This window comes from Methylobacterium currus (assembly GCF_003058325.1).
In the GTDB taxonomy this organism is placed as follows: domain Bacteria; phylum Pseudomonadota; class Alphaproteobacteria; order Rhizobiales; family Beijerinckiaceae; genus Methylobacterium; species Methylobacterium currus.
This window is the reverse complement of record NZ_CP028843.1, coordinates 2665456-2684188: the sequence shown is the minus strand read 5'-3', so window position 1 is coordinate 2684188 and position 18733 is coordinate 2665456. Positions and strand designations below refer to the sequence as shown.

General features: G+C 71.9%; 22 protein-coding genes and 1 pseudogene. 14 read left to right on the top strand and 9 right to left on the bottom strand.

Going from position 1 to position 18733, the window contains the following annotated elements:
• Window positions 1–117: 117 nt before the first annotated feature.
• The 3 genes from DA075_RS12745 to DA075_RS12735 are packed head-to-tail and all read left to right on the top strand — an operon-like array spanning window position 118 to window position 2107.
• Complete coding sequence (locus DA075_RS12745) at window positions 118–849, top strand: DUF429 domain-containing protein (protein WP_099953552.1); 732 nt, start codon at window positions 118–120, stop codon at window positions 847–849.
• Window positions 846–1370 carry an NUDIX hydrolase gene (locus DA075_RS12740; RefSeq protein ID WP_099953551.1) on the top strand — a complete coding sequence of 175 codons (525 nt, stop codon included), beginning with the start codon at window positions 846–848 and terminating at the stop codon, window positions 1368–1370. Before DA075_RS12745 ends, DA075_RS12740 begins: the two co-directional genes overlap by 4 nt.
• Window positions 1371–1408: 38 nt before the next feature.
• Entirely contained in the window at window positions 1409–2107 is a 699-nt protein-coding gene (locus DA075_RS12735) for a carbonic anhydrase (RefSeq protein ID WP_099953550.1), read from the top strand.
• Between the two features lie 253 nt (window positions 2108–2360).
• On the opposite strand, the gene DA075_RS12730 is transcribed toward DA075_RS12735, so the two are convergent.
• Both DA075_RS12730 and DA075_RS12725 read right to left on the bottom strand, forming a co-directional pair.
• On the bottom strand, window positions 2361–3104 hold the full coding sequence (locus DA075_RS12730; RefSeq protein WP_099956566.1) for an aspartate/glutamate racemase family protein: 744 nt from the start codon (window positions 3102–3104) through the stop codon (window positions 2361–2363).
• Between the two features lie 31 nt (window positions 3105–3135).
• A complete protein-coding gene (locus DA075_RS12725; protein ID WP_099956565.1) occupies window positions 3136–3855 on the bottom strand; it encodes a GntR family transcriptional regulator in 720 nt (239 codons plus the stop codon).
• Between the two features lie 278 nt (window positions 3856–4133).
• On the opposite strand from DA075_RS12725, the gene DA075_RS12720 reads away from it, so the two are divergent.
• The 4 genes from DA075_RS12720 (at window position 4134) to DA075_RS12705 (ending at window position 7611) form a co-directional block, all read left to right on the top strand.
• Window positions 4134–5144 carry an ABC transporter substrate-binding protein gene (locus DA075_RS12720; protein WP_099953549.1) on the top strand — a complete coding sequence of 337 codons (1011 nt, stop codon included), beginning with the start codon at window positions 4134–4136 and terminating at the stop codon, window positions 5142–5144.
• Window positions 5128–5991, top strand: coding sequence for an ABC transporter permease (locus DA075_RS12715; protein ID WP_099953548.1), 864 nt, complete (start codon window positions 5128–5130; stop codon window positions 5989–5991). Before DA075_RS12720 ends, DA075_RS12715 begins: the two co-directional genes overlap by 17 nt.
• A 136-nt stretch (window positions 5992–6127) precedes the next feature.
• Window positions 6128–6898 carry an ABC transporter ATP-binding protein gene (locus DA075_RS12710; protein ID WP_099953547.1) on the top strand — a complete coding sequence of 257 codons (771 nt, stop codon included), beginning with the start codon at window positions 6128–6130 and terminating at the stop codon, window positions 6896–6898.
• On the top strand, window positions 6898–7611 hold the full coding sequence (locus DA075_RS12705; RefSeq protein WP_099953546.1) for a maleate cis-trans isomerase family protein: 714 nt from the start codon (window positions 6898–6900) through the stop codon (window positions 7609–7611). Before DA075_RS12710 ends, DA075_RS12705 begins: the two co-directional genes overlap by 1 nt.
• A 3-nt stretch (window positions 7612–7614) precedes the next feature.
• Here the strand turns inward: DA075_RS12705 and DA075_RS12700 are convergent, their stop codons facing one another.
• A complete protein-coding gene (locus tag DA075_RS12700) occupies window positions 7615–8124 on the bottom strand; it encodes a ferritin-like domain-containing protein (RefSeq protein ID WP_099953545.1) in 510 nt (169 codons plus the stop codon).
• Between the two features lie 225 nt (window positions 8125–8349).
• On the opposite strand from DA075_RS12700, the pseudogene DA075_RS12695 reads away from it, so the two are divergent.
• The 5 genes and pseudogenes from DA075_RS12695 (at window position 8350) to DA075_RS12670 (ending at window position 11553) form a co-directional block, all read left to right on the top strand.
• Window positions 8350–8534: pseudogene (locus tag DA075_RS12695) on the top strand (hypothetical protein).
• Between the two features lie 450 nt (window positions 8535–8984).
• Entirely contained in the window at window positions 8985–9878 is an 894-nt protein-coding gene (bla, locus tag DA075_RS12685; protein ID WP_099953544.1) for a class A beta-lactamase, read from the top strand.
• Between the two features lie 28 nt (window positions 9879–9906).
• Window positions 9907–10377 carry a Cys-tRNA(Pro) deacylase gene (ybaK, locus tag DA075_RS12680; protein WP_099953543.1) on the top strand — a complete coding sequence of 157 codons (471 nt, stop codon included), beginning with the start codon at window positions 9907–9909 and terminating at the stop codon, window positions 10375–10377.
• A 66-nt stretch (window positions 10378–10443) separates the two neighbouring features.
• On the top strand, window positions 10444–10791 hold the full coding sequence (locus tag DA075_RS12675; protein ID WP_099953542.1) for a hypothetical protein: 348 nt from the start codon (window positions 10444–10446) through the stop codon (window positions 10789–10791).
• 111 nt (window positions 10792–10902) lie between these two features.
• Window positions 10903–11553, top strand: coding sequence for an aspartate/glutamate racemase family protein (locus tag DA075_RS12670; protein ID WP_099953541.1), 651 nt, complete (start codon window positions 10903–10905; stop codon window positions 11551–11553).
• A 17-nt stretch (window positions 11554–11570) separates the two neighbouring features.
• Here the strand turns inward: DA075_RS12670 and DA075_RS12665 are convergent, their stop codons facing one another.
• The 3 genes from DA075_RS12665 to DA075_RS12655 form a co-directional block, all read right to left on the bottom strand.
• The gene (locus DA075_RS12665) at window positions 11571–12143 is read right to left on the bottom strand and encodes an HD domain-containing protein (protein WP_099953540.1); all 573 of its coding nucleotides are present in this window, start codon (window positions 12141–12143) and stop codon (window positions 11571–11573) included.
• Window positions 12140–12802, bottom strand: coding sequence for a HepT-like ribonuclease domain-containing protein (locus DA075_RS12660; RefSeq protein WP_099953539.1), 663 nt, complete (start codon window positions 12800–12802; stop codon window positions 12140–12142). Before DA075_RS12660 ends, DA075_RS12665 begins: the two co-directional genes overlap by 4 nt.
• Window positions 12803–12930: 128 nt before the next feature.
• Window positions 12931–13233 (bottom strand): RusA family crossover junction endodeoxyribonuclease, encoded by a 303-nt coding sequence (locus DA075_RS12655; RefSeq protein ID WP_123834273.1) that lies wholly within the window; start codon window positions 13231–13233, stop codon window positions 12931–12933.
• Window positions 13234–13439: 206 nt separating this feature from the next.
• Between DA075_RS12655 and panC the strand changes: the two genes are divergently transcribed.
• A complete protein-coding gene (panC, locus tag DA075_RS12650) occupies window positions 13440–14303 on the top strand; it encodes a pantoate--beta-alanine ligase (protein WP_099953537.1) in 864 nt (287 codons plus the stop codon).
• Between the two features lie 60 nt (window positions 14304–14363).
• Here the strand turns inward: panC and dapD are convergent, their stop codons facing one another.
• The 3 genes from dapD to DA075_RS12635 form a co-directional block, all read right to left on the bottom strand.
• Window positions 14364–15209: a 2,3,4,5-tetrahydropyridine-2,6-dicarboxylate N-succinyltransferase gene (gene dapD, locus DA075_RS12645; RefSeq protein ID WP_099956564.1), complete on the bottom strand. Its 846-nt coding sequence runs from the start codon at window positions 15207–15209 to the stop codon at window positions 14364–14366.
• A gap of 77 nt (window positions 15210–15286) precedes the next feature.
• Entirely contained in the window at window positions 15287–15739 is a 453-nt protein-coding gene (locus DA075_RS12640) for a Crp/Fnr family transcriptional regulator (RefSeq protein ID WP_099953536.1), read from the bottom strand.
• Between the two features lie 146 nt (window positions 15740–15885).
• Entirely contained in the window at window positions 15886–17406 is a 1521-nt protein-coding gene (locus DA075_RS12635) for a GGDEF domain-containing protein (protein ID WP_099953535.1), read from the bottom strand.
• Window positions 17407–17614: 208 nt separating this feature from the next.
• Here DA075_RS12635 and DA075_RS12630 point away from each other — a divergent pair, with 208 nt between their 5' ends.
• Window positions 17615–18703: an alanine racemase gene (locus DA075_RS12630; RefSeq protein ID WP_414468167.1), complete on the top strand. Its 1089-nt coding sequence runs from the start codon at window positions 17615–17617 to the stop codon at window positions 18701–18703.
• Window positions 18704–18733: the final 30 nt, after the last annotated feature.

Below are 18733 nucleotides of genomic sequence, written 5' to 3'. Positions count from 1 at the left end.
CGGGGCCGCGCGAGCGGAGCCCGGGATGACCCTGTGAGGCGGGAGAGCGCGTGCGGGGTCTGCCCTCGACATTGCCGCTCCCGCCCTAAATCCTCGCTCCGAGCGGGGAAACGGCGCATGACGTGGGTCGCGGGCGTGGACGGGTGCCCGGGCGGCTGGGTCGCGGTCTTCGCCCCGCGCGACGGCGCCTCCGACACCATCCGCGCCCGGGTGCTGCCGAGCCTCGCGGCGATCTGCGACGCGCCGGAGGCCCCCGCAATCGTGGCGGTCGACATCCCGATCGGCCTGCCGGACCGGGTCGGTCCCGGCGGGCGGGCGGCGGAGGTGCTGGTCCGCGCCCTCCTCGGGAAGCGGCGCGCCTCGGTCTTCCCGACCTCGGCCCGCAGCGTGGTCTACGCGGCGGATTACACGGCGGCCATCGCGCTGTCGCGCCGGCCCGAGACCCAGCCCTTCGCCCCGTCCCCACCCGCCAACGCGATCTTTCCGCGCATTCGCGAGGCGGACGGCCTGCTGCGGGCGCGGCCCGACCTGCAGGCCCGGGTCTACGAGGTGCATCCGGAACTCGCCTTCCTGTGCCTCAATGGCGGCGCAGCCCTGCCCGAGCCGAAGCGCAAGCCCGCCGGCGCGGCCCTGCGGCGCGCTCTTCTGGCGAAAGCCGGGCTGCCGGCCGACCTCGCGACCCCGCGCGGCGCCAAGCCCGACGACCTCCTCGATGCGCTGGCGGCGCTCACTGTCGCGCGGGCCATCGCCAACGGGCGCGGGGTGCCCTATCCCGATCCGCCGGAGCGCGACGCCCACGGCCTGCCGGCCGCGATCTGGACGCTTCCCTACAGCGAGGCACCCGCATGACCGAAGCTCCCACTGATCTTGCGACCCGCGACATCGCCCGCGCCCTGGTGCTCGACCCGAAGGGCCGGCTCCTGCTGATCGCCTACGAGGCCTCGCGCGACGTCGATCCGAGCCGGCCGGGGGATCGGACCTTCTGGTTCATGCCCGGCGGCGGCATCGAGCCCGGCGAGACGCCCGAGGAAGCCTGCCGGCGCGAACTGGAGGAGGAGATCGGCGTCAGGGATGCGCCGCTCGGGCCCCAGGTCGCCCGCTGCGACGGGCCGTTCACGCTGTTCAACAAGCCGCGCTTCGCCCGCGAGCGCTACTTCGTGGTGCGGCTGCCCGACGATCGGGTGGACACCAGCCGCCTCGCCGAGACCGAGGACAACCCGGTCTACGGCACCCGCTGGTGGCCGCTCGACGAACTCGCCACGACCCATGAGCGGGTCGAGCCGCAAGGTCTCGTCGATGTGGCGAAGCGCCTCGTCGCCGGCGAGACGCCGGAGGCGGTGACGTTGTCCTGGGGCCCGGGCGCGGCTTAAAGCCTGCCGGAGACCTTTGACCCAAGGAGCGCGAACCCATGGCCGACGCGACCCCCTTTCCCCCGTCGCTGACGGAAGGCTACCGCGCCTTCCTCGACGACCGGTTCGTGCGCGAGCAGGACCGCTATGCCAGCCTCGCCGAGGGGCAGAATCCCGAGATCCTGATCATCAGCTGCTGCGACAGCCGGGTCTCGCCGGAGGTGATCTTCGACGCGCGGCCGGGCGAATTGTTCGTGGTGCGCAACGTCGCCAACCTGGTCCCGCCCTTCGAGACCGGCGGCGAGTATCACGGCACCTCGGCGGCGCTCGAATTCGCCGTGCAGGCGCTCAAGGTGAAGCACATCGTGGTGCTGGGCCATGCCCGCTGCGGCGGCGTGCGCGCCTTCGCGGACGATGCGGCGCCGCTCTCGCCGGGCGACTTCATCGGCCGCTGGGTCTCGCTGATCCGCCCGGCGGCGGAAGCGCTCGGCGACGAGCCGCGCGGGCCCGACTACCTGGAGCAGCTCGAATACGCCACGGTGACGAACAGCCTGCGCAACCTGATGACGTTCCCCTGCGTGCGCATCCTGGTGGAGCGCGGCAAGCTCCAGCTCCACGGCGCGCATTTCGGCATCGCCACCGGGCAATTGCGGATCCGCGACCCCGAGACGGGCGAGTTCCGCCTGGCCGAGCCCGACCGGGCGGCCGGCGCGACGAAGCTGATCCGCTGCCAGGACGAGGCGGGCAGCGGGGGTTGAGCGCGGGTCGGCCGCGACATCGATCGGTCAAGCACGTCCCCCTCTCCCGTGTGGGAGAGGGGTTAGGGGATCGAAGATCCCGCGTGAGGGCGCGCTTCAGTGTAACGCGCAGCATGTCGTGCTGGCGGCCCGGCGGTGACGTTCTATTCTGAATCGTCGCCACCCTGCGCGATCTCCGATCGCCCCTATCCCTCTCCCACACGGGAGAGGGGATCCCGCGACTTCCTAGTCGTGGTGTCACTCACAGAAATACCTACTCCTCATGCCCGAGCCGCGCCGCCAGCGCCGGCGCCAGCCCGGTGCTCGGCTTCGGGTCCGGCCTCCGGAAGGTCCCGGTCGTCGCCTTGCGGGGGCGCTGCGCCGCCACGGCCTCGGCGAGCTTGACCGCCGCCACCACCTGATCGACCACCGGCACGGCTAAGCGGTCGCGCACCCGGGCGCCGAGGCCCGTCAGGGGGGCGCCGGCGAAGATCAGCACGTCGGCGCCGTCCTCCTCGACCGCCGCATGGGCGAGGTCGATCAGCTGGGCCTCCTTCTCCTCCTGGACGCCGGACAGGGTGGAGAAGCGACCCTCCAGCGCCCGCACCCCGGCGCAACGCGGCTGGAGGCCGTGGGCGGCGACGCATTCCTCGTACCAGGGCACCAGGGCGCGGGCGAAGGTGACGAGGCCGAAGCGCCGGCCGAGCAGGCAGGCGGAGAGCATCGCGGCTTCCGCAAGGCCGATCACCGGATAGTCGAACAATTCGCGGGCGCCGAAGAGGCCCGGATCGCCGAAGGCCGCGAGGATCGCGGCATCGACCGGCGGCGCCTCGGCCAGCATCTCGAGGGCGAGGGCGCCGCCGATCTGCGCCTCGGCCCGCGTCGCGATGTAGGGTACGCCGCGGGGCGCCGTCATGGTGAGGATCTCGGTGCCGGGTGCGGCGACCGCGGCGCCGGTGGCGCGCATCAGCTCGGTCACGTCGCGGCTGGTATTGGGGTTGAGGAGCAGCAGGCGCATCGGCGGTCTCTTGTCGGCGGTCATTCTGGGGTCAGGCGGCGTCGGGCCGGGTCAGGCCGGCCAGCAGGGCCGTGCCGGTATGGCCGACATGGTCGGCGAGGAGGCGGCCGGCGCCCGCGGCGTCGCGGGCCTCGAGCGCAGCGAGGATCGCCCGGTGCTCGGCGACCGACTCGTCCCAGCGCGACCGGCTGTCGAGGGCGCGGCGGCGGGCGATCTCGGCCCGGGCGTGCAGCGCCTCGTGCGCTTCCCGCAAGGGGGCGTTGCGGGCGGAAGCCACGATCAGGGCGTGGATCTGCTGGTTGAGGGCGAAGTAGGGGCCGAGATCCCCGGCGGCGTGGTGCGCCTCCATCTCGGACTGGTAGCGGCGCAGCCGTTCCAGCTCCGTCGGGGTGATGCGTGAGGACGCCAGCTCCGCCGCTGCCCGCTCGATGGCGGCGATCGCCTCGAACAGTTCGGTCACGGCGTCCGGTCGCAGCTCCGCCACCCGGGGCGAACGGTTGGGGCGCAGCTCCACCAGACCCTCGACGGCGAGCAGCTTCAGCGCCTCGCGCAACGGCGTGCGGGAGATGCCAAGCGCCGCCGACAGCTCGGTCTCGACCAGAGCGGCGCCGGCCGGCAGCGTGCCGTCGACGATCAGCCCGCGCAGGCGCTCCGCCGCCTGATCGTGCAGGCCGCGCCGGGGCCCGAGGCCGGCGGAGTCCAGCAGCACGGGCTTGCGCGGGCGCCCGCGCGGGCGCCGGACCGGGTCCATCGTGTCCTCTCCATCGTCACGGCCGCTCGCGGCGCCGGTCCGGACCATAGCCGCTCCGACCGGCGGCGGGCGCATCAATTCCAGGCAATTCTGCTGCCTACCTCGGCATTTGGCATCAATTGCATGCAGAGCACGAAAAATGCGTTGCGCCGGGCCCTAGCCCGTCCCACCCTGGTCTCGTGGCGGTGGCGAGCAGCCCCGCCAGCCCCTTCGAGACGTCCGGACAAGCCCGATCGGGCTCCCGGACGGCGCGCCCCTCACGAGCGAGGTCACCGACCATGCGCCGCCACCTCGGCCCCCTGCTGGCCGCCGCCCTCTGGTCCTTCTCGTCCGGGTCCCTCTCGCCCGCTTCGGCGCAGGAGGCACCGGTGAAGGTCGGCTATGCGAAATGCGCCCATTGCCTGCCGGTCGCCCTGCTGCCGGGCTTCGCCAAAGGGGCGACGATCGACGCCACCGGCTTCAATTCCGGCAACGACGTGCTGACGGCGCTGATCGCCAAGAGCCTCGACGTGGCGCAGGTCACCTATCTCCACTACGTCACCGCCCTCGACAAAGGCTTCGACATCGTGGCGGTGGCCGGCGAGGTGAATGGCGGCTCGGAGTGCCTGTCGTCCAAGGCGCTGAACCTGAAGGCCGACGACTGGGCCGGGTTCAAGGCCGCCATCGAGAAGGCGAAGGCGGCGGGCACGCCGCTCAAGGTCGCGGCCTCCCGCGGCAACGCGCAGGACATCCACATGCGCGGCGCCTTCCTCAAGCAGGGCATCAACCCGAACAAGGACGTGCAGTTCGTCAACATCCCGAACCCGTCCGACCACCTAGCGGCGATGCAGCGGGGCGAGATCGACATGGTCTGCTCGGTCGAGCCCTTCGCCTCGCAGATCCGCATGGCGGGCGCCGCCGCGCATTTCGTGCTGCCCTACGACCAGGCCGCCGGCAACCTCACCAACCTCATCGTCACCCGCTCGGACGTGATCGCCCGGAACCGCGCCGCCGTGCAGGCGGTGGTCGATGCCGACGTGGCGCTGGTGGACAAGCTGAAGGCCGACAAGGGCGTCTGGGTCGACGTCATCAACCAGAAGACCGGCCTGTCGAAGGAGGTCGCCGCCGCGGCGATCACCAACGCCGAGCCGGATTACCGGATGCACCGCGCCAAGACCCTGGCGATCGCCGCGATGATGCGGGACCTCAAGTATATCAGCCGCGACGTCTCGGCCGACGTGGAGAAGCACATGGACTTCTCGTTCCTGGAGACCGCCACCAAGAAGACCCGCGATGGCCTCGGTTACTGAGACCGCGCCGCTCACCCCCGCGACGGCGGCTCCCGCCCGCCGGCTCCCCCGGCGCCTCGTCGCCTTCGTCGAGCGGGCGGCCCTGCCGCTCCTCCTCGTCGCCGGCTGGGAGGCCTTCGCCCGCTCCGGCGCCCTGCCGGCGGCCCTGCTGCCGGCCCCGACCGCCGTGCTGCACGCCCTCGGGGACTGGCTGCTCGGCCTCGACGAGAGCACCCAGACCTATTCCGGCCATTGGGTGCCCGACGCGCTGGCGAGCCTGACCCGGGTCGCCGCCGGCTACGCCATCGCGGCCGTCTCGGCCATTCTCCTCGGAATCGCCATCGGCTGGTGGCGGCTGGTGGAACGCACCGTCGAGCCGACCCTGCAGATGCTGCGGCCGATCCCGCCGGTCTCGTGGATCCCGCTCGCCATCATCTGGTTCGGCATCGCCGACAAGCCGGCGATCTTCCTGGTCTTCCTCGGGGCGTTCTTCCCCGTGCTGATGAACACCATCCACGGCGTGCGCGGGGTCGACCGCAACCTGATCCGGGCCGGCGCGATGATGGGCGCCTCCGAGCGCCAGCTCCTCACCGACATCGTGCTGCCGGCCGCCCTGCCGTCGATCTTCTCCGGGCTCCGCATCGCGATCGGCTCGGCCTGGATGCTGACGGTGACCGCCGAGATGGTCGCGGTGAAGAGCGGCCTCGGCTACGTGCTGTGGGATTCCTACTACTTCCTGCGCTACGACATCGTGCTCGCCGCGATGATCTCGATCGGCCTGCTCGGGTATCTGTCCGATCTCGGCCTCAAGGCGCTGATGGCGTCGGTGCTGCACTGGCAGAAGGGAACGACGGTGCAGGGGCGGTGATCCGCCCCTCCCCCTCCCCCGGATTCCCTTCCCCCGGATCTCCTTGCCCCGGATCTCCTTGCCCCGGATCTCCTTGCCCCGGATCTCCTTGCCCCGGATCTCCTTGCCCCGGATCTCCTTGCCCGCGGAAAATCCCATGAGCGCGATCGACCTCGCCGACGTCCAGAAAGTGTTTCGCGACCGCGACGGGCGCGACCTCGTGGCGGTCGACCGCACCCGGGCCACGATCGAGGCGGGCGAGTTCGTCTGCCTGCTCGGCCCCTCGGGCTGCGGCAAGTCCACCCTGCTCAACATGATCGCGGGCTTCGAGGCCCCGAGTGCCGGCGAGGTCCGGGTGGCGGGAAGGCGGGTCGAGCGGCCCGGGGCCGATCGCGGCGTGGTGTTCCAGCAGCCGACGCTGATGCCCTGGCTGACCGTGATCGACAACGTCGCCTTCCACCTCAAGCTCATGGGCGTGGCGAAACGTGAGCGGCACGAGCGGGCCAAGACCTATATCGACCTCGTCGGCCTCACCGGCTTCGAGCGGCACTACCCGGCGGAGCTGTCGGGCGGCATGAGCCAGCGGGTCGGCATCGCCCGGGCGCTGCTGATGAACCCGGCGGTGATCCTGATGGACGAGCCCTTCGCGGCGCTCGACGCCCAGACCAAGATCGAGATGCAGGAGGAGCTGGTCACGATCTGGCAGCGGGTCGGCGCCACGGTGGTGTTCGTCACCCACTCGGTCGACGAGGCCTTGGTGCTCGGCAACCGCATCGCCGTGATGAGCCGTCGTCCGGGCCGCATCCGCGAGTTCATCCCCTTCGATCTGGCCAGGCCGCGGGACGTGACGAGCCCGGACTTCAACGACATGAAGCGCCGGATCCTCGGGCTGATCCGCGAGGAATCGAGCCGGAAGGTCGCGGCGTGATGACCCGGCTCGGGATGCTGACCCCGTCGTCGAACACCCGGCTCGAGCCGGCGACGGCCGACCTGCTGCACGACGTGCCGGAGATCACCGCGCATTTCTCGCGCTTCCGCGTCACCGAGATCACCCTCTCGGCGGCGGGGCTCGGGCAGTTCGACGAGGCGCCGATCCTGAACGCGGCCGCGCTCCTCGCCGACGCCAAGGTGGACGCGATCGCCTGGAACGGCACCTCGGCGGCCTGGCTGGGTTTCGCCCGCGACGAGGCCCTGTGCGCCCGGATCACCGAGACCACCGGCATCCCGGCGGCGACCGCGGTGCTGGGCTTTCGCGAGGCCTTCACCCGCGCAGGGATCCGGCGCGTGGGCCTCGTCACGCCCTATACGGGCGACGTCCAGGCGAAGATCCAGGCGAATTGGGCCGCGGCCGGGTTCGACTGTGGCGCCGAGCGCCATTGCGGGCTGTCCGACAACTTCTCCTTCGCGGAGGTGAAGGAGGAAGAGGTCGCCGCCATGGCCCGGGCGGTCGCCGCGGAGGGCGCGGAGGCGGTGGCGATCGTCTGCACCAACATGGCGGGGGCGGCGATGGCCGTGGACCTCGAGGCCGAGCTCGGCATCCCGGTCTTCGATTCGATCGCCGTCACCCTGTGGGCGTCCTTGCGCGCCGCCGGCACCGATCCCGGCCGGATCGCCGGCCGGGGCGGGTTGTTCAAACTCTGAAGACTATCGGTCGGCCTTGCCGCCGCCGAGGGTCAGTTCGAGGTAGCGGCGCGTCGTCGGGCGCACGAGATCGGCCATCGTCTGGGCCATCGCCAGCTCCTCCTTCAGCGACATCTCGAAGGCCGGCAGCCGGGCACCCTGGCCGGCGGCCTCGGCTAGCGTGATCAACGCGTCGTAGGCTGCCGCCTCGTAATTCTCGAAGGCGCGGTTGGCGAAGGCGTTCTTCAGGATTTCGTCCTGGGCCGGGCTATGGGCGAGCGCCGCCATGTTGCCCATGAAGCCGAGCACGCCCTCCTTGAGGGCCGACGGGCTCTCGGACATCGCCGCCAGGGCCTCGTCGAGCCGGTCGCGCTGGCCGTGCGTCTCGGTGATGTGGCGGCGCAGGGCCGCCTCCATGTCGGGGTAGCGCTCCAGACGCTCGACCTGTCGCTCCATGATCTGGAGCGCCTGCAATTCGAGCGCGTGGGTGTTCTTCAGCGCGGTCACGTACAGCGAACGGGCGTCCTCGGCCATCGGGGGCTCCTTCCTGGCGTGGTGGGCAAGTGTCTGAGCAGGTGTCGGGGGCAGAGATGTGCTGCCCGGGCCAACGCCGCCCGCCACCACCGGTTCGCCTGAAATACTTATACTGTGACAAAGTATCCGAGGCGGCCGGGTCGCGTAGGAACGCCCGGTGCGGCCCGGCGATGTCCGCCCTCTCCGGCGACGACGCCCCTCGCCAGACCGTCCATGGCGATTGCCATGACCGCGTCACCCCCTCCCGTGCCGCCGGCCAGCCGCTCCGACAGGGGCACGGCAGCGCCGAGCGCGCGCCGACCGAGAACGGACAGAAGGGCTCCGGCCGGACCAAGGACCCGGACAAGGTTGGCCAGGCCGGCAACGGGAAGGTCAACACCAGCAATCAGGGCTATCAGCATGACCGGTGATCCGAAGGATCGTCGCGTTCCCGAAACTAGAGCCTCAAGGAGAGAGCAGCGAGGATCGGAAACCCCATGAGCACCTCGGACAAGGCCGACGCCGCCAACCGCCGTCACGGCGGCCCTGGCAGCCGCCGCCGGCGTCCCGACCGGCCCGACCCGACCGCCCATGCCGGTCCGAACCCGGGCGCGGCCACCATCGAACAGCCGCTCCCAGGTCTCGGGCGGCGGCGAGCACGACCGGCACCACACCCATGACCCGGACCGCAAGGGGCCTACGCCGCGCTCGCATTGAGGCCCAGGGGCGCCACGCCCCGCTCCCGGACACACTTTCCGTTAAGAGTGTTTCCCGTGAAACGGCAGGACGGGCGCCCCGATCCCGTCACGGCCTCAGCGCGATATCGCCAAGGTTGGGTCTCACATGGGCACCCTGACGAATTGCGCGCAGGGAGCCCGCTCATGTCTTACCCCGCCCTTCTTCAGCCCGGCCTCACCCGCCGCGCCGCGCTGATCGGTGCGGCGCTCGCCGCCTGCGCCGGTCGGAGCGCGTCGGCGGCAGAGGATGCGGCGGCCCGGCTGGCGCAGCTGGAGCGGCGCGACGGCGGCATGCTCGGCGTCGAGGTGCGCGACACCGCCACCGGCCGCCGCTTCGGTCACCGGGCCGACGAGCGCTTCCCGCTATGCAGCACCTTCAAGGCGGTCGCCGCCGCCGCGGTGCTGGCCCGCGCCGACGAAGGCCAGGACGACCTGAACCGCCGGATCACCTACGGCAGCGACGCCGTCCTCAGCTATGCCCCGGTCACGGGCAAGCATGTCGAGACCGGCATGACCCTCGCCGAGCTCTGCGCCGCCGCCGTGGTGTGGAGCGACAACACCGCCGCCAACCTGATGCTCGACACGCTCGGCGGCCCGGCGGGGATCACCGCCTTCGCGCGCGCCCACGGCGACATGGTCACCCGCCTCGACCGCACCGAGCCGACGCTCAACACCGCGATCCCCGGCGACGTCCGCGACACCACCAGCCCGGCGGCGATGGTCGGCCTCCTGGACAACATCCTCCTCGGCCGGGCCCTGTCGGCGAGATCGCGCGCCCGGCTGATCGGCTGGATGCAGGACAGCCCGACCGGCCTGAAGCGCGTGCGTGCCGGCCTGCCGGAGGGATGGCGGACCGCGGACAAGACCGGCACCGGCGACAACGGCACCGCCAACGTGGTGGCGCTGATTCACCGGCCGGACGGTGCGCCGATCCTCGCGGCGGTGTATCTCACCGGATCACCGGCCGAGCCCGCCGCGCGCGACGCCCTGCATGCCGAGATCGGCCGGCTGATCGCCCGGAGCCTGCCGGGCGCCTGACCGCCCCGAGACATCCGCCTCAAACCCCATGTCGAAGACGACCCGCGCCACTCAAGCCCTCACCCGCGCCGGCATCCCGCACAGTGTCCACGCCTACGAGTATGACCCGGAGGCGACCCGCATCGGCCTCCAGGCGGCGGAGGCGATCGGTGTGCCGCCGGACGAGGTGTTCAAGACCCTGATGGCCGCGGTGGACGGCAAGCCGGTCTGCGTGCTGGTGCCCTCCGATCGGGAGGTGTCGCTGAAGAAGCTCGCCGCCGCCTTCAAGGGCAAGGCCGCCGCGATGATGCGCCCGGCCGATGCCGAGCGGCTGACCGGCTACCATGTCGGCGGCATCAGTCCGCTGGGGCAGAAGCGGGCGGTGCCGACCCTGGTCGACGCGTCCGCCCTCGCCCACCCGGAGATTTTCGTGAATGGCGGCCAGCGCGGGCTGCAGCTGCGCGTGAAGCCCGACGACCTCGTGCGCGTGCTCCAGGCCCGGACCGAGGCCGTGACCTGACGGAAACGTCGCGTTAACCACGATCCGCCAAGGCTCTGCACCGGAGCCAGATGTGGGGGCGGTCGGATGCGGTACGGCGTGGGGCTGGTTGCGGGCCTGATCGCCCTCGGCCTCGCAGGGCCGGCGGGAGCGGCCGACATGCCGGAGCCCGGCTATTGGCCGCAGCCGCGGCCTGCCCCGGTCCTTCCTCCAGCCCTGCGCTACTTCCCCCGAGGCGACAGCGACGCCTCGCAGGCCACACGGGCAGGTCCCGCCTGCCCGCCGGGCCAGGGCTTCGTGCCCACCAATGCGCTCGGCGATCCGACCTATGTCGGCTCGCCCTTCGGCATCGGCAAGCCGAGCTATTACGGCTTCCCGCCCCCGCGCGGCGTCGACGATCCGTATGGGCGCCGGCTGGTCCGGGGATGTTACTAGAGGCCAGGCTCGAACCAGCGCGCTCGGGCCGCGCTCCGCGGCCGATCGATTCAGCCTTGCCGCCCCGGCCCCGACGGATAAACCAGCCTGACCGCCGCTGGATTGCCGCCCATGCCCCGCATCGCCTGCCTTCACACGATCGACAGCAATGCGGCCGTCTTCGACGAGGCCTTGCGGGCGACCGGACTGACCGGCGTCAGCCTGCGCCACACCGTGCGCGCCGACCTGCTCGCCGCCGCCGAGCGCGCGGGGCGGCTCACGCCCGAGATCGCGGCCGAGACCGTCGCGGTCCTGCGCGGCCTGTGCGCCGAGGCCGATGCGGTCCTGCTGACCTGCTCGACCCTGGGACCGGCCGCGGAGCAGGCAGCCCCCGACGCTCCGGTTCCGGTCCTACGGGTCGATGCGGCGCTCGCCGCCGAGGCGGTCAAGGAGGGTGGCCGAGTGGTGGTGCTCTGCGCCGTCGCGACGACGGTCGAGCCGACCCGGCGCCTCTTCGAGGCGGCCGCGCGGGCCACGGGCGCGGAGGTGAGCGTGCAGGTGGTCCCGGGGGCCTGGGAGGCGTTCAAGGCGGGCGACCCGGACCGCTACCGGACGCTGGTCGCCCGCGCCGCCGGCGCCGCGCGGGAAGACGGAGCGACGCAGGTCGCCCTGGCGCAGGCCTCGATGGCCGGTGCGGCCGCCCTGCTTCCCGAGGACATCCGCCCCCTTACCAGCCCGACTGTCGGCCTCGCGGCGGCGGCGACCGCGTCCCGCGCCGGATAGGACGGGCAGGCCTCGCCCTAGTCCACGCGATCGGCCATGCGCGCCCGCGTGCCCTCGTCCAGCACGGCCCGAATCGCCGCCGTCAGCGGGTGGCGGGCGGTGTGCTTGGCGCCGTAGACGAGGTTGAAGGCGTAGTCGAAGCCCGGCGGGTTGCGGCCCTGGTTGTGCTGGAGGATCGTCTCCAGCTTGTCGAAGCCCTTGGCAAGGATCGCTTCCGGCGAGGTGCCGGCCTCGTATTCCTCCCACAAGCTCAGGATCTCGTCCCGGCGCGTCGGGGGCAGCGGCGCGGTGAGGGCCTGGAGATCGCGCCGCTCCTGCGCGGTCTTGTCCGCCGCGCGGGGATCGGTCGCCGGAATGTCGCCGCCGACCGCCTCGCCGAGGTCATGGACGAGGCACATCTTGAACAGCTTGAGCGCGTCGATCCCCTCGACGCCGTCCGCCAGCACCATCACCATCAGGCAGAGCCGCCAGGTATGCTCGGCCGTGCTCTCCTGCCGGCCGGAGGCGGCGTAGCCACTCCGCAGGGTGCTCTTGAGGGCTTCGGCGCGCTGCAGGAAATCGAGCGTGCCGGCGAGATCGTCCGGGGTCACGAGTGGGATGGCTCCTCGCTCAACGCCGCGTCGACCGCCGCGAGGACGAGCGCGACGTCGTCCGACCTGGGATCGGCCGCGAGGTCGCCGTGCACGATGCGGTTCCGCAGCGCAATCAGGGATCTCAAGGCACGCTCCGTCTCCGGCTCGATCACCCCCTTCGTGGCCAGGGCTTGCACGACGGTACCGGGTGAATGGTCACCGTCGGCGTCCTCGCTATACGCCCGCAACGCCGCCTCCAGCAGGGACCAGGCCATGATGAAGGCGGGCTGACGGTGGCCCGCAGCGGAGAGCGCCTGGATCTCCGCGGCGTGTGCGCGGATCCTCGCTGGATCGGCCCGGGGGACCGTGATCGCCCGGAGCGGGTCGCTCGCCACGAAGGCGACGTGGAGACGCCAGTCGGGGTGACCGTCGAACAGCCGGCGGATGGCCGGCAGCGGCGGCTCGGACGGGCCCGGCCCTCGCCTCACATCGATGGCGACGTTCTGTCCGTGCGTCCGGGCCACGGCATCGGACCGATAGCCTCCCATGAAGTCAGGCAGCTGATCGGGCGCCGGCTCGACCTGGACGGCGAAGCCGGCCTGCTCGTAGCGCGTGCGCAAGGTCTCCATGAAGTGCCGCTCGGCGTCACCATCAGGAGATCGCAAGGATGAAGCCATCACGCCTTCCTCCAGCTGGCCGGGTCGTCGTCGATACGGATGTGGACGACAGGCCGGGCGATGCGCAGGGCATGGGCCAGTTGATCGCTCGGCTCGGCGCACTCCCAGTCGATCCCCGGCTCCAGCTTCTACACGACGACGCGCTCGATCGAGCGATCGTCGTTGTAAGCCAGGTGGATCAGCGCATCCATGATGGGCTTCACGATATTGTCGGTGCCACCCATCATGGGCGCGTCGCGAGAAGAGGAGATCGTGAGGCAGAACGGCCCTTCGTCGACGAAACCGAGTTCATACGTCGCATCGATGCGCCCTCGGGCAGCCCCTTTGACGGTCTCCATCCACCGCGCCTTCGAGGCTGCGTTCGCTTGCAGCGAGAGAGGAGTGGCACCGATGAAGAACTCAAGCGGGTAGAGTTTGTCTTGCGCGGGCACGGTCCGGCTCGGCCTCAAGCGAATCATCTCATCTTACGGAAAGGCATGTGCTTTCCGGGAAACGATCGTCCCCAGCGTTGGCCTCTCCGCGGTCGCGACGATCAACGGAGACGGCATGGGTCTTCCGGGCATCTTCGCGCGGTACGACCCTGGCGCCCGATCCGCGCCCCGATTACGGTCGCGCAGGTTCCGACCGGAGACCCGCCATGATCCCCCCCTCCCCTCCCATCCCCGTCCTGCGGCTGAATGACGTGGCAGCCCTGCGGGCGCAGGTGCGGGCCTGGCGGGCGGCCGGCGAGGGCGTGGCCCTGGTGCCGACAATGGGGGCCTTGCACGAGGGGCACCTGTCCCTGGTGCGGCAGGCGCAAGCCGGCTCGCGCCGGGTCGTGGTCAGCATCTTCGTCAACCCGACGCAGTTCGGCCCGAACGAGGATTTTTCGCGCTATCCCCGCGTCCTGGAAGCCGATCTCGCCCTGCTGGCGGAGGTCGGGGCCGATGCCGCCTTCCTGCCCGACGTGACGACCATGTACCCGCCGGGCTTCGCCACCACCGTGACGGTGGCGGGACTGACGGAGGTCCTGTGCGGACCGTTCCGCCCGGGGCACTTCGCCGGCGTCGCCACCGTGGTGACGAAGCTCCTGCTGCAAGGCCTGCCCGACCGGGCGATCTTCGGCGAGAAGGACTTTCAGCAGCTTCAGGTGATCCGGCGCGCGACCCGCGACCTCGACATCCCGGTCGCGATCGAGGGCGCGCCGACCCTGCGCGAGCCCGACGGCCTCGCCCTGTCGTCGCGCAACCGCTACCTCTCGGAGGAGGAGCGGCGGGCGGCCCCTGCGATGTACGCCGCGCTGCAGCGGGTGGCCGAGGCCGTGCGCGGGGGCGCGGAGACGGCGCCCGCCCTGGCGGAGGGCCGGACGGCGCTGGAAGCGGCGGGGTTCGGGCCCGTGCAGTACCTGTCGGTGAACGATGCCGAGTCCCTGGCGCCGCTGGAGCGCGTCGAGGGCCCGGCCCGGGTGCTGGCGGCGGCCTATCTCGGCCGCACGCGCCTCATCGACAACGTCGCGGTCTAGGCGACCGCGAGGCCCGGGATTTTCAGTCCCGCACCGGGACGTCAGTCCCGCACCGGGACGTCAGTCCCGCAGGAGCTCGTTGATGCCGGTCTTGGCCCGGGTGCCGGCATCGACGCGCTTGACGATGACGGCGCAGTAGAGAGACGGGCCGGGGGTGCCGTCCGGCAGGGCCTTGCCGGGTTGCGTGCCCGACACCACCACCGAGTAGGGCGGCACGCGGCCGTAGGTGACCTCGCCGGTGGCCCGGTCGATGATCTTGGTCGAGGCGCCGATATAGACGCCCATCGACAGAACGCTGCCCTCGCCGACGATCACGCCCTCGGCCACCTCGGCGCGGGCGCCGATGAAGCAATTGTCCTCGATGATGACCGGGTTGGCCTGGAGCGGCTCGAGCACGCCGGCGATGCCGGCGCCGCCGGAGATGTGGCAGTTCTTGCCGACCTGGGCGCAGGAGCCGATCGTGGCCCAGGTGTCGACCATCGTGCCCTCGCCCACATAGGCGCCGAGATTGACGAAGGACGGCATCAGCACCGCGCCGGGGGCGATGTGGGCGCCCCGGCGCACCACCGCGCCCGGCACCGCCCGGAAGCCCGCGGCGCGGAAGCGCGCGGCGTCCCAGCCCTCGAACTTCGACGGCACCTTGTCCCACCAGCCGCCGCCGCCCGGCCCGCCCGGGATCAGCGCCATGTCGTTGAGGCGGAAGGAGAGCAGCACCGCCTTCTTGAGCCACTGGTTGACGTGCCAGTCTTGGTTGCCGGCCTTCTCGGCGACCCGCGCCTCGCCGGAATCGAGGAGCGCCAGGGCGGCCTCGACGGCCTCGCGCACCGGCCCGCGCGTGTCGGCGCCGACGCTCGCGCGGTCCTCCCAGGCGGCTTCGATGGTCCGGGCGAGATCGGCGTGCGACATGGCAGCGTGCGACATGGGGGTGCGTCCAGGCGGGAGTGCGTTTCGGCGTCCCCTCTACCAAAGCCCCTGCGGTGCTGTCACGTCGGGTCGGCGGCGCGGCTGTCGGCGAAGGCGCGGGTCAGGGCGGCGAGCTCGTCGGCGAGCGCGTCGTGGATCACCGCGGCCGCGTCCGGGAACACCTCGAGCATCCGGCGCATCACCGCCTGGGTCACGACCATGACCTCGACCGGGGTGCTGCCGGCCCGCGCGGTGGTCGGCCGCTCCAGGGGAGAGAACAGGGCGGCCTGGCCGATCAGCGCGGCAGGCCCGGCCTCGACCGGGGCGCCGCGGGGATTACGGGGCTCCAGCACCACGGTGCCGCGGATCACAACGAAGCCGCCCTCGGCCGTCTCGCCGCGGGTGAACAGCACGGCGCCCGGCTCCAGCCGCCGGCGCTCGGCCGCGAACGAGATCAGCCGCAGGGCGTCCCGGTTCATCAGGCCGAACAGCGGCGCCGCTTCCAGAATCGCGATGTCGTCGTCGAGCGCCAACGGCCTCGCTCTCCCCTCCGGCGCCGGCGCCAGGTGCCCGGGCGGCCCGGTCAAGCTCTAGAGCATTTTCCGGCGCAGTGGACACCGGTTCGTCGCAGAAAATACGGCAAAGGGGGACGCCGTCGCCCGCGATGCGCGCCGCATTCTCACGCGACCCGCGCGCCCTCCCCGCTCCCGCACCGCGCCGCCACGCGGTTGCGCCCCTGTCGCTTGGCCTCGTACAGCGCCGCATCGGCGGCCGAGAAGATCTGCCCGCCGGCCTCGCCCGGGACGCCCTCGGCGACGCCGAGGCTCAGCGTGACGATGCCGCTCTCGTTGGCGACGTGCGGGATGTGCAGGCGGGCCAGCGCCTGGCGGATGCGCTCGGCCCGGGCGACGGCCTCCGGGCCGGTGGAGCCCGGCAGCAGCACGGCGAATTCCTCGCCGCCGATCCGGCAGGCGGTCTCCGGCTCCCGGACCTGGCGCTGCAGCACCCGGGCGATGGCGCGCAGCACCTCGTCCCCGGCGAGGTGGCCGTACGTGTCGTTGTAGCGCTTGAACCGGTCGGCATCGAGGAGGACGAGGGACAGGGGCGTCCCGGTCCCTGCGGCCTCCTCGCGCGCGCGCGCGAAGGCTTCGTCGAAATGGCGCCGGTTCGGCAGGCCGGTGAGCCCGTCGGTATGGGCGAGGCGGGCGAGATCGCGATTGGCCGCGAGCGCCCGCTCCTCGGCGCGGGCCCGCCGCTCGAGCTCGCGCTGGAGCACGAGGGTCAGCCCGATCATGCCGCCGCACAGGAAGGCCACCAGGGCGGCGATCACCATCGCCTTGGGCCGCCACAGCTCGGCGATGGCCTGCGTCGGCACAACCACGGCGGCGATGAGCGGGTGATGGCCGATCCGGCCGTAGCTGAACAAGCCTTCGACCGCCTCGGTGTAGCCGGTCGCGACGAACTGTCCCGAACGGTGCTCCAGGAAATGCGGGAAATGCGGCGCGGCCGTCATATCCTTGCCGATCGCGTCCTCCAGCACCGGGCTGCGGACCAGGAGCTCGCCGCTCTCGCGGAAGAACGCGATGCGCATCCGGGGACCGAGGCTGAGGCGACTGAACAGGGCGTCGAAATAGCCGATGTCGATCGTCCCGACGACCGCACCGGCGAAGGTCCCGTCCGCGTAGGCCAGGCGGCGGCTGAGCGGGATCACCCAGCGCCCGTCCGGCATCGTCTTGATCGGCTTGCCGATATAGAGACCGGCATCCTCCCGGTCCTTGTGGATGCGGAAGAAATCCGCGTCGGGGAAGCGCAGCCGGCGCGGCACCGGGGCGGTCGAATCGGCGAAGGCCTGCCCCTGCGCGTCGAGGGCCAGGATGGCGCCGAGGCCCTTCGCGGTGGCGGCACGGTCGAACAGCACGGCTTGGCGCAGGCCCGGCGCGAGGCCGTCGACCTCCGGGTTCTGCAAGCCCGCGACCACGGCCTGGAGCGACAGGTCGTAGAGCTCGATGTTGCGGTCGACCATGTGCTCGACCGATTCCAGCAGGTTCTGCGACACCCGGCCGATCTGCTCCCAGGCACTGCGGCGCATCTGCATGACGGTCAGGCCGGAGGCGGCGCCGATCACCAGGGTGGCGACGACGATCGATCCCGCCAGCGTGCGGGACGCGGTGGACGGCCGCCTGCGGGATCCGGGATGCATCGACGCTCCGTTGCGCGGTGCCAGCAATCCCCCCTGTCTAGGGATAGAAGTCTAAGATTGGGTTGCCCCTGCGGATGGCAGAACGCCTTCCTGCGGGTGGGCGGCGGGCGCCGTTTGCGGTTACGATCCGGCCGTGAAGCGCCGCAGGAGGGACGACGATGCGTGCCGACACGACTCCGCCTACGACCTGCAGAGGGGCGCCGCGATGCTGAGCCCCGCGTTGCGCGAGGAGATCGCCCGCCGCTACGGCACGCCGGCGGTCGTCATCGACCTCGACCGGGTGGCGCGCAACATCGCCCGGCTCCAGGCCGCCTGCGACGCGGCCGGCCTCGCCAACCGCCCGCACATCAAGACGCACAAGAGCCCGGTCCTCGCCCGGATGCAGATCGAGGCCGGGGCGCGCGGCGTCACCTGCCAGAAGATCGGCGAGGCCGAGGTGATGGCCCGGGCGGGGATCGACGACATCCTGGTGAGCTACAACCTGATCGGCCCGCACGCGATCGGGCGCCTCGGCCGGCTCCTGCGCGAGAGCGCCGCCCGGATCACGGTCGCGGCCGACAACCCGGTGACGGTGGCGGGGCTGCCCGAGGCCGCGCGCGCCGGCGAGCGCCCCCTCGACGTGGTGGTCGAATGCGACACCGGCCGCAAGCGCGCCGGCGTCGAGACCCCGGGCGAGGCGGTGGCGCTCGCCCGCGACATCGCCGGCCGCCCCGGCCTCGCCTTCGCGGGCCTGCTTCTCTATCCGCCGGCCGGCGCCGCGGCGGACGCGCAAGCCTTCCTCGACGCGGCGCGGGCGGGGCTCGCCGAGCACGGCCTCACGCCCCGCATCGTCTCGACCGGCGGCACGCCGAACCTGCCGGAGCTCGGGCAGGTGCGCGGCGCCACCGAGCACCGGGCCGGCACCGTGATCTTCAACGACCGCATGATGATGGCGGCGGGCGTCGCCGGCCTGGAAGATTGCGCGCTGGCGGTGCTCTCCCGGGTGGTGAGCCGGGCCGGGCCTGAGCGCGGCATCCTGGATGCCGGCTCGAAGACGCTCACCAGCGATCCCGGCGGCGGCCTCGACGGGTTCGGGCTGCTGCCCGACCACCCGGGCGCCCGCGTCAGTACCTTCGCGGAGGAGCACGGCTTCCTCGATCTCGCGTCCTGCACCGAGCGGCCCGCCATCGGCACCCTGGTCGAAGTGGTGCCCAACCACGTCTGCGTCGTCGTCAACATGGTCGACGAGCTGGTGGCCGTGCGGGACGGGGCGGTCGTCGGCACGCTTCCCGTGGAGGCGCGGGGAATGATCGCCTGAGGGGGGGGACGCGCCCGATCGCCGATCGGG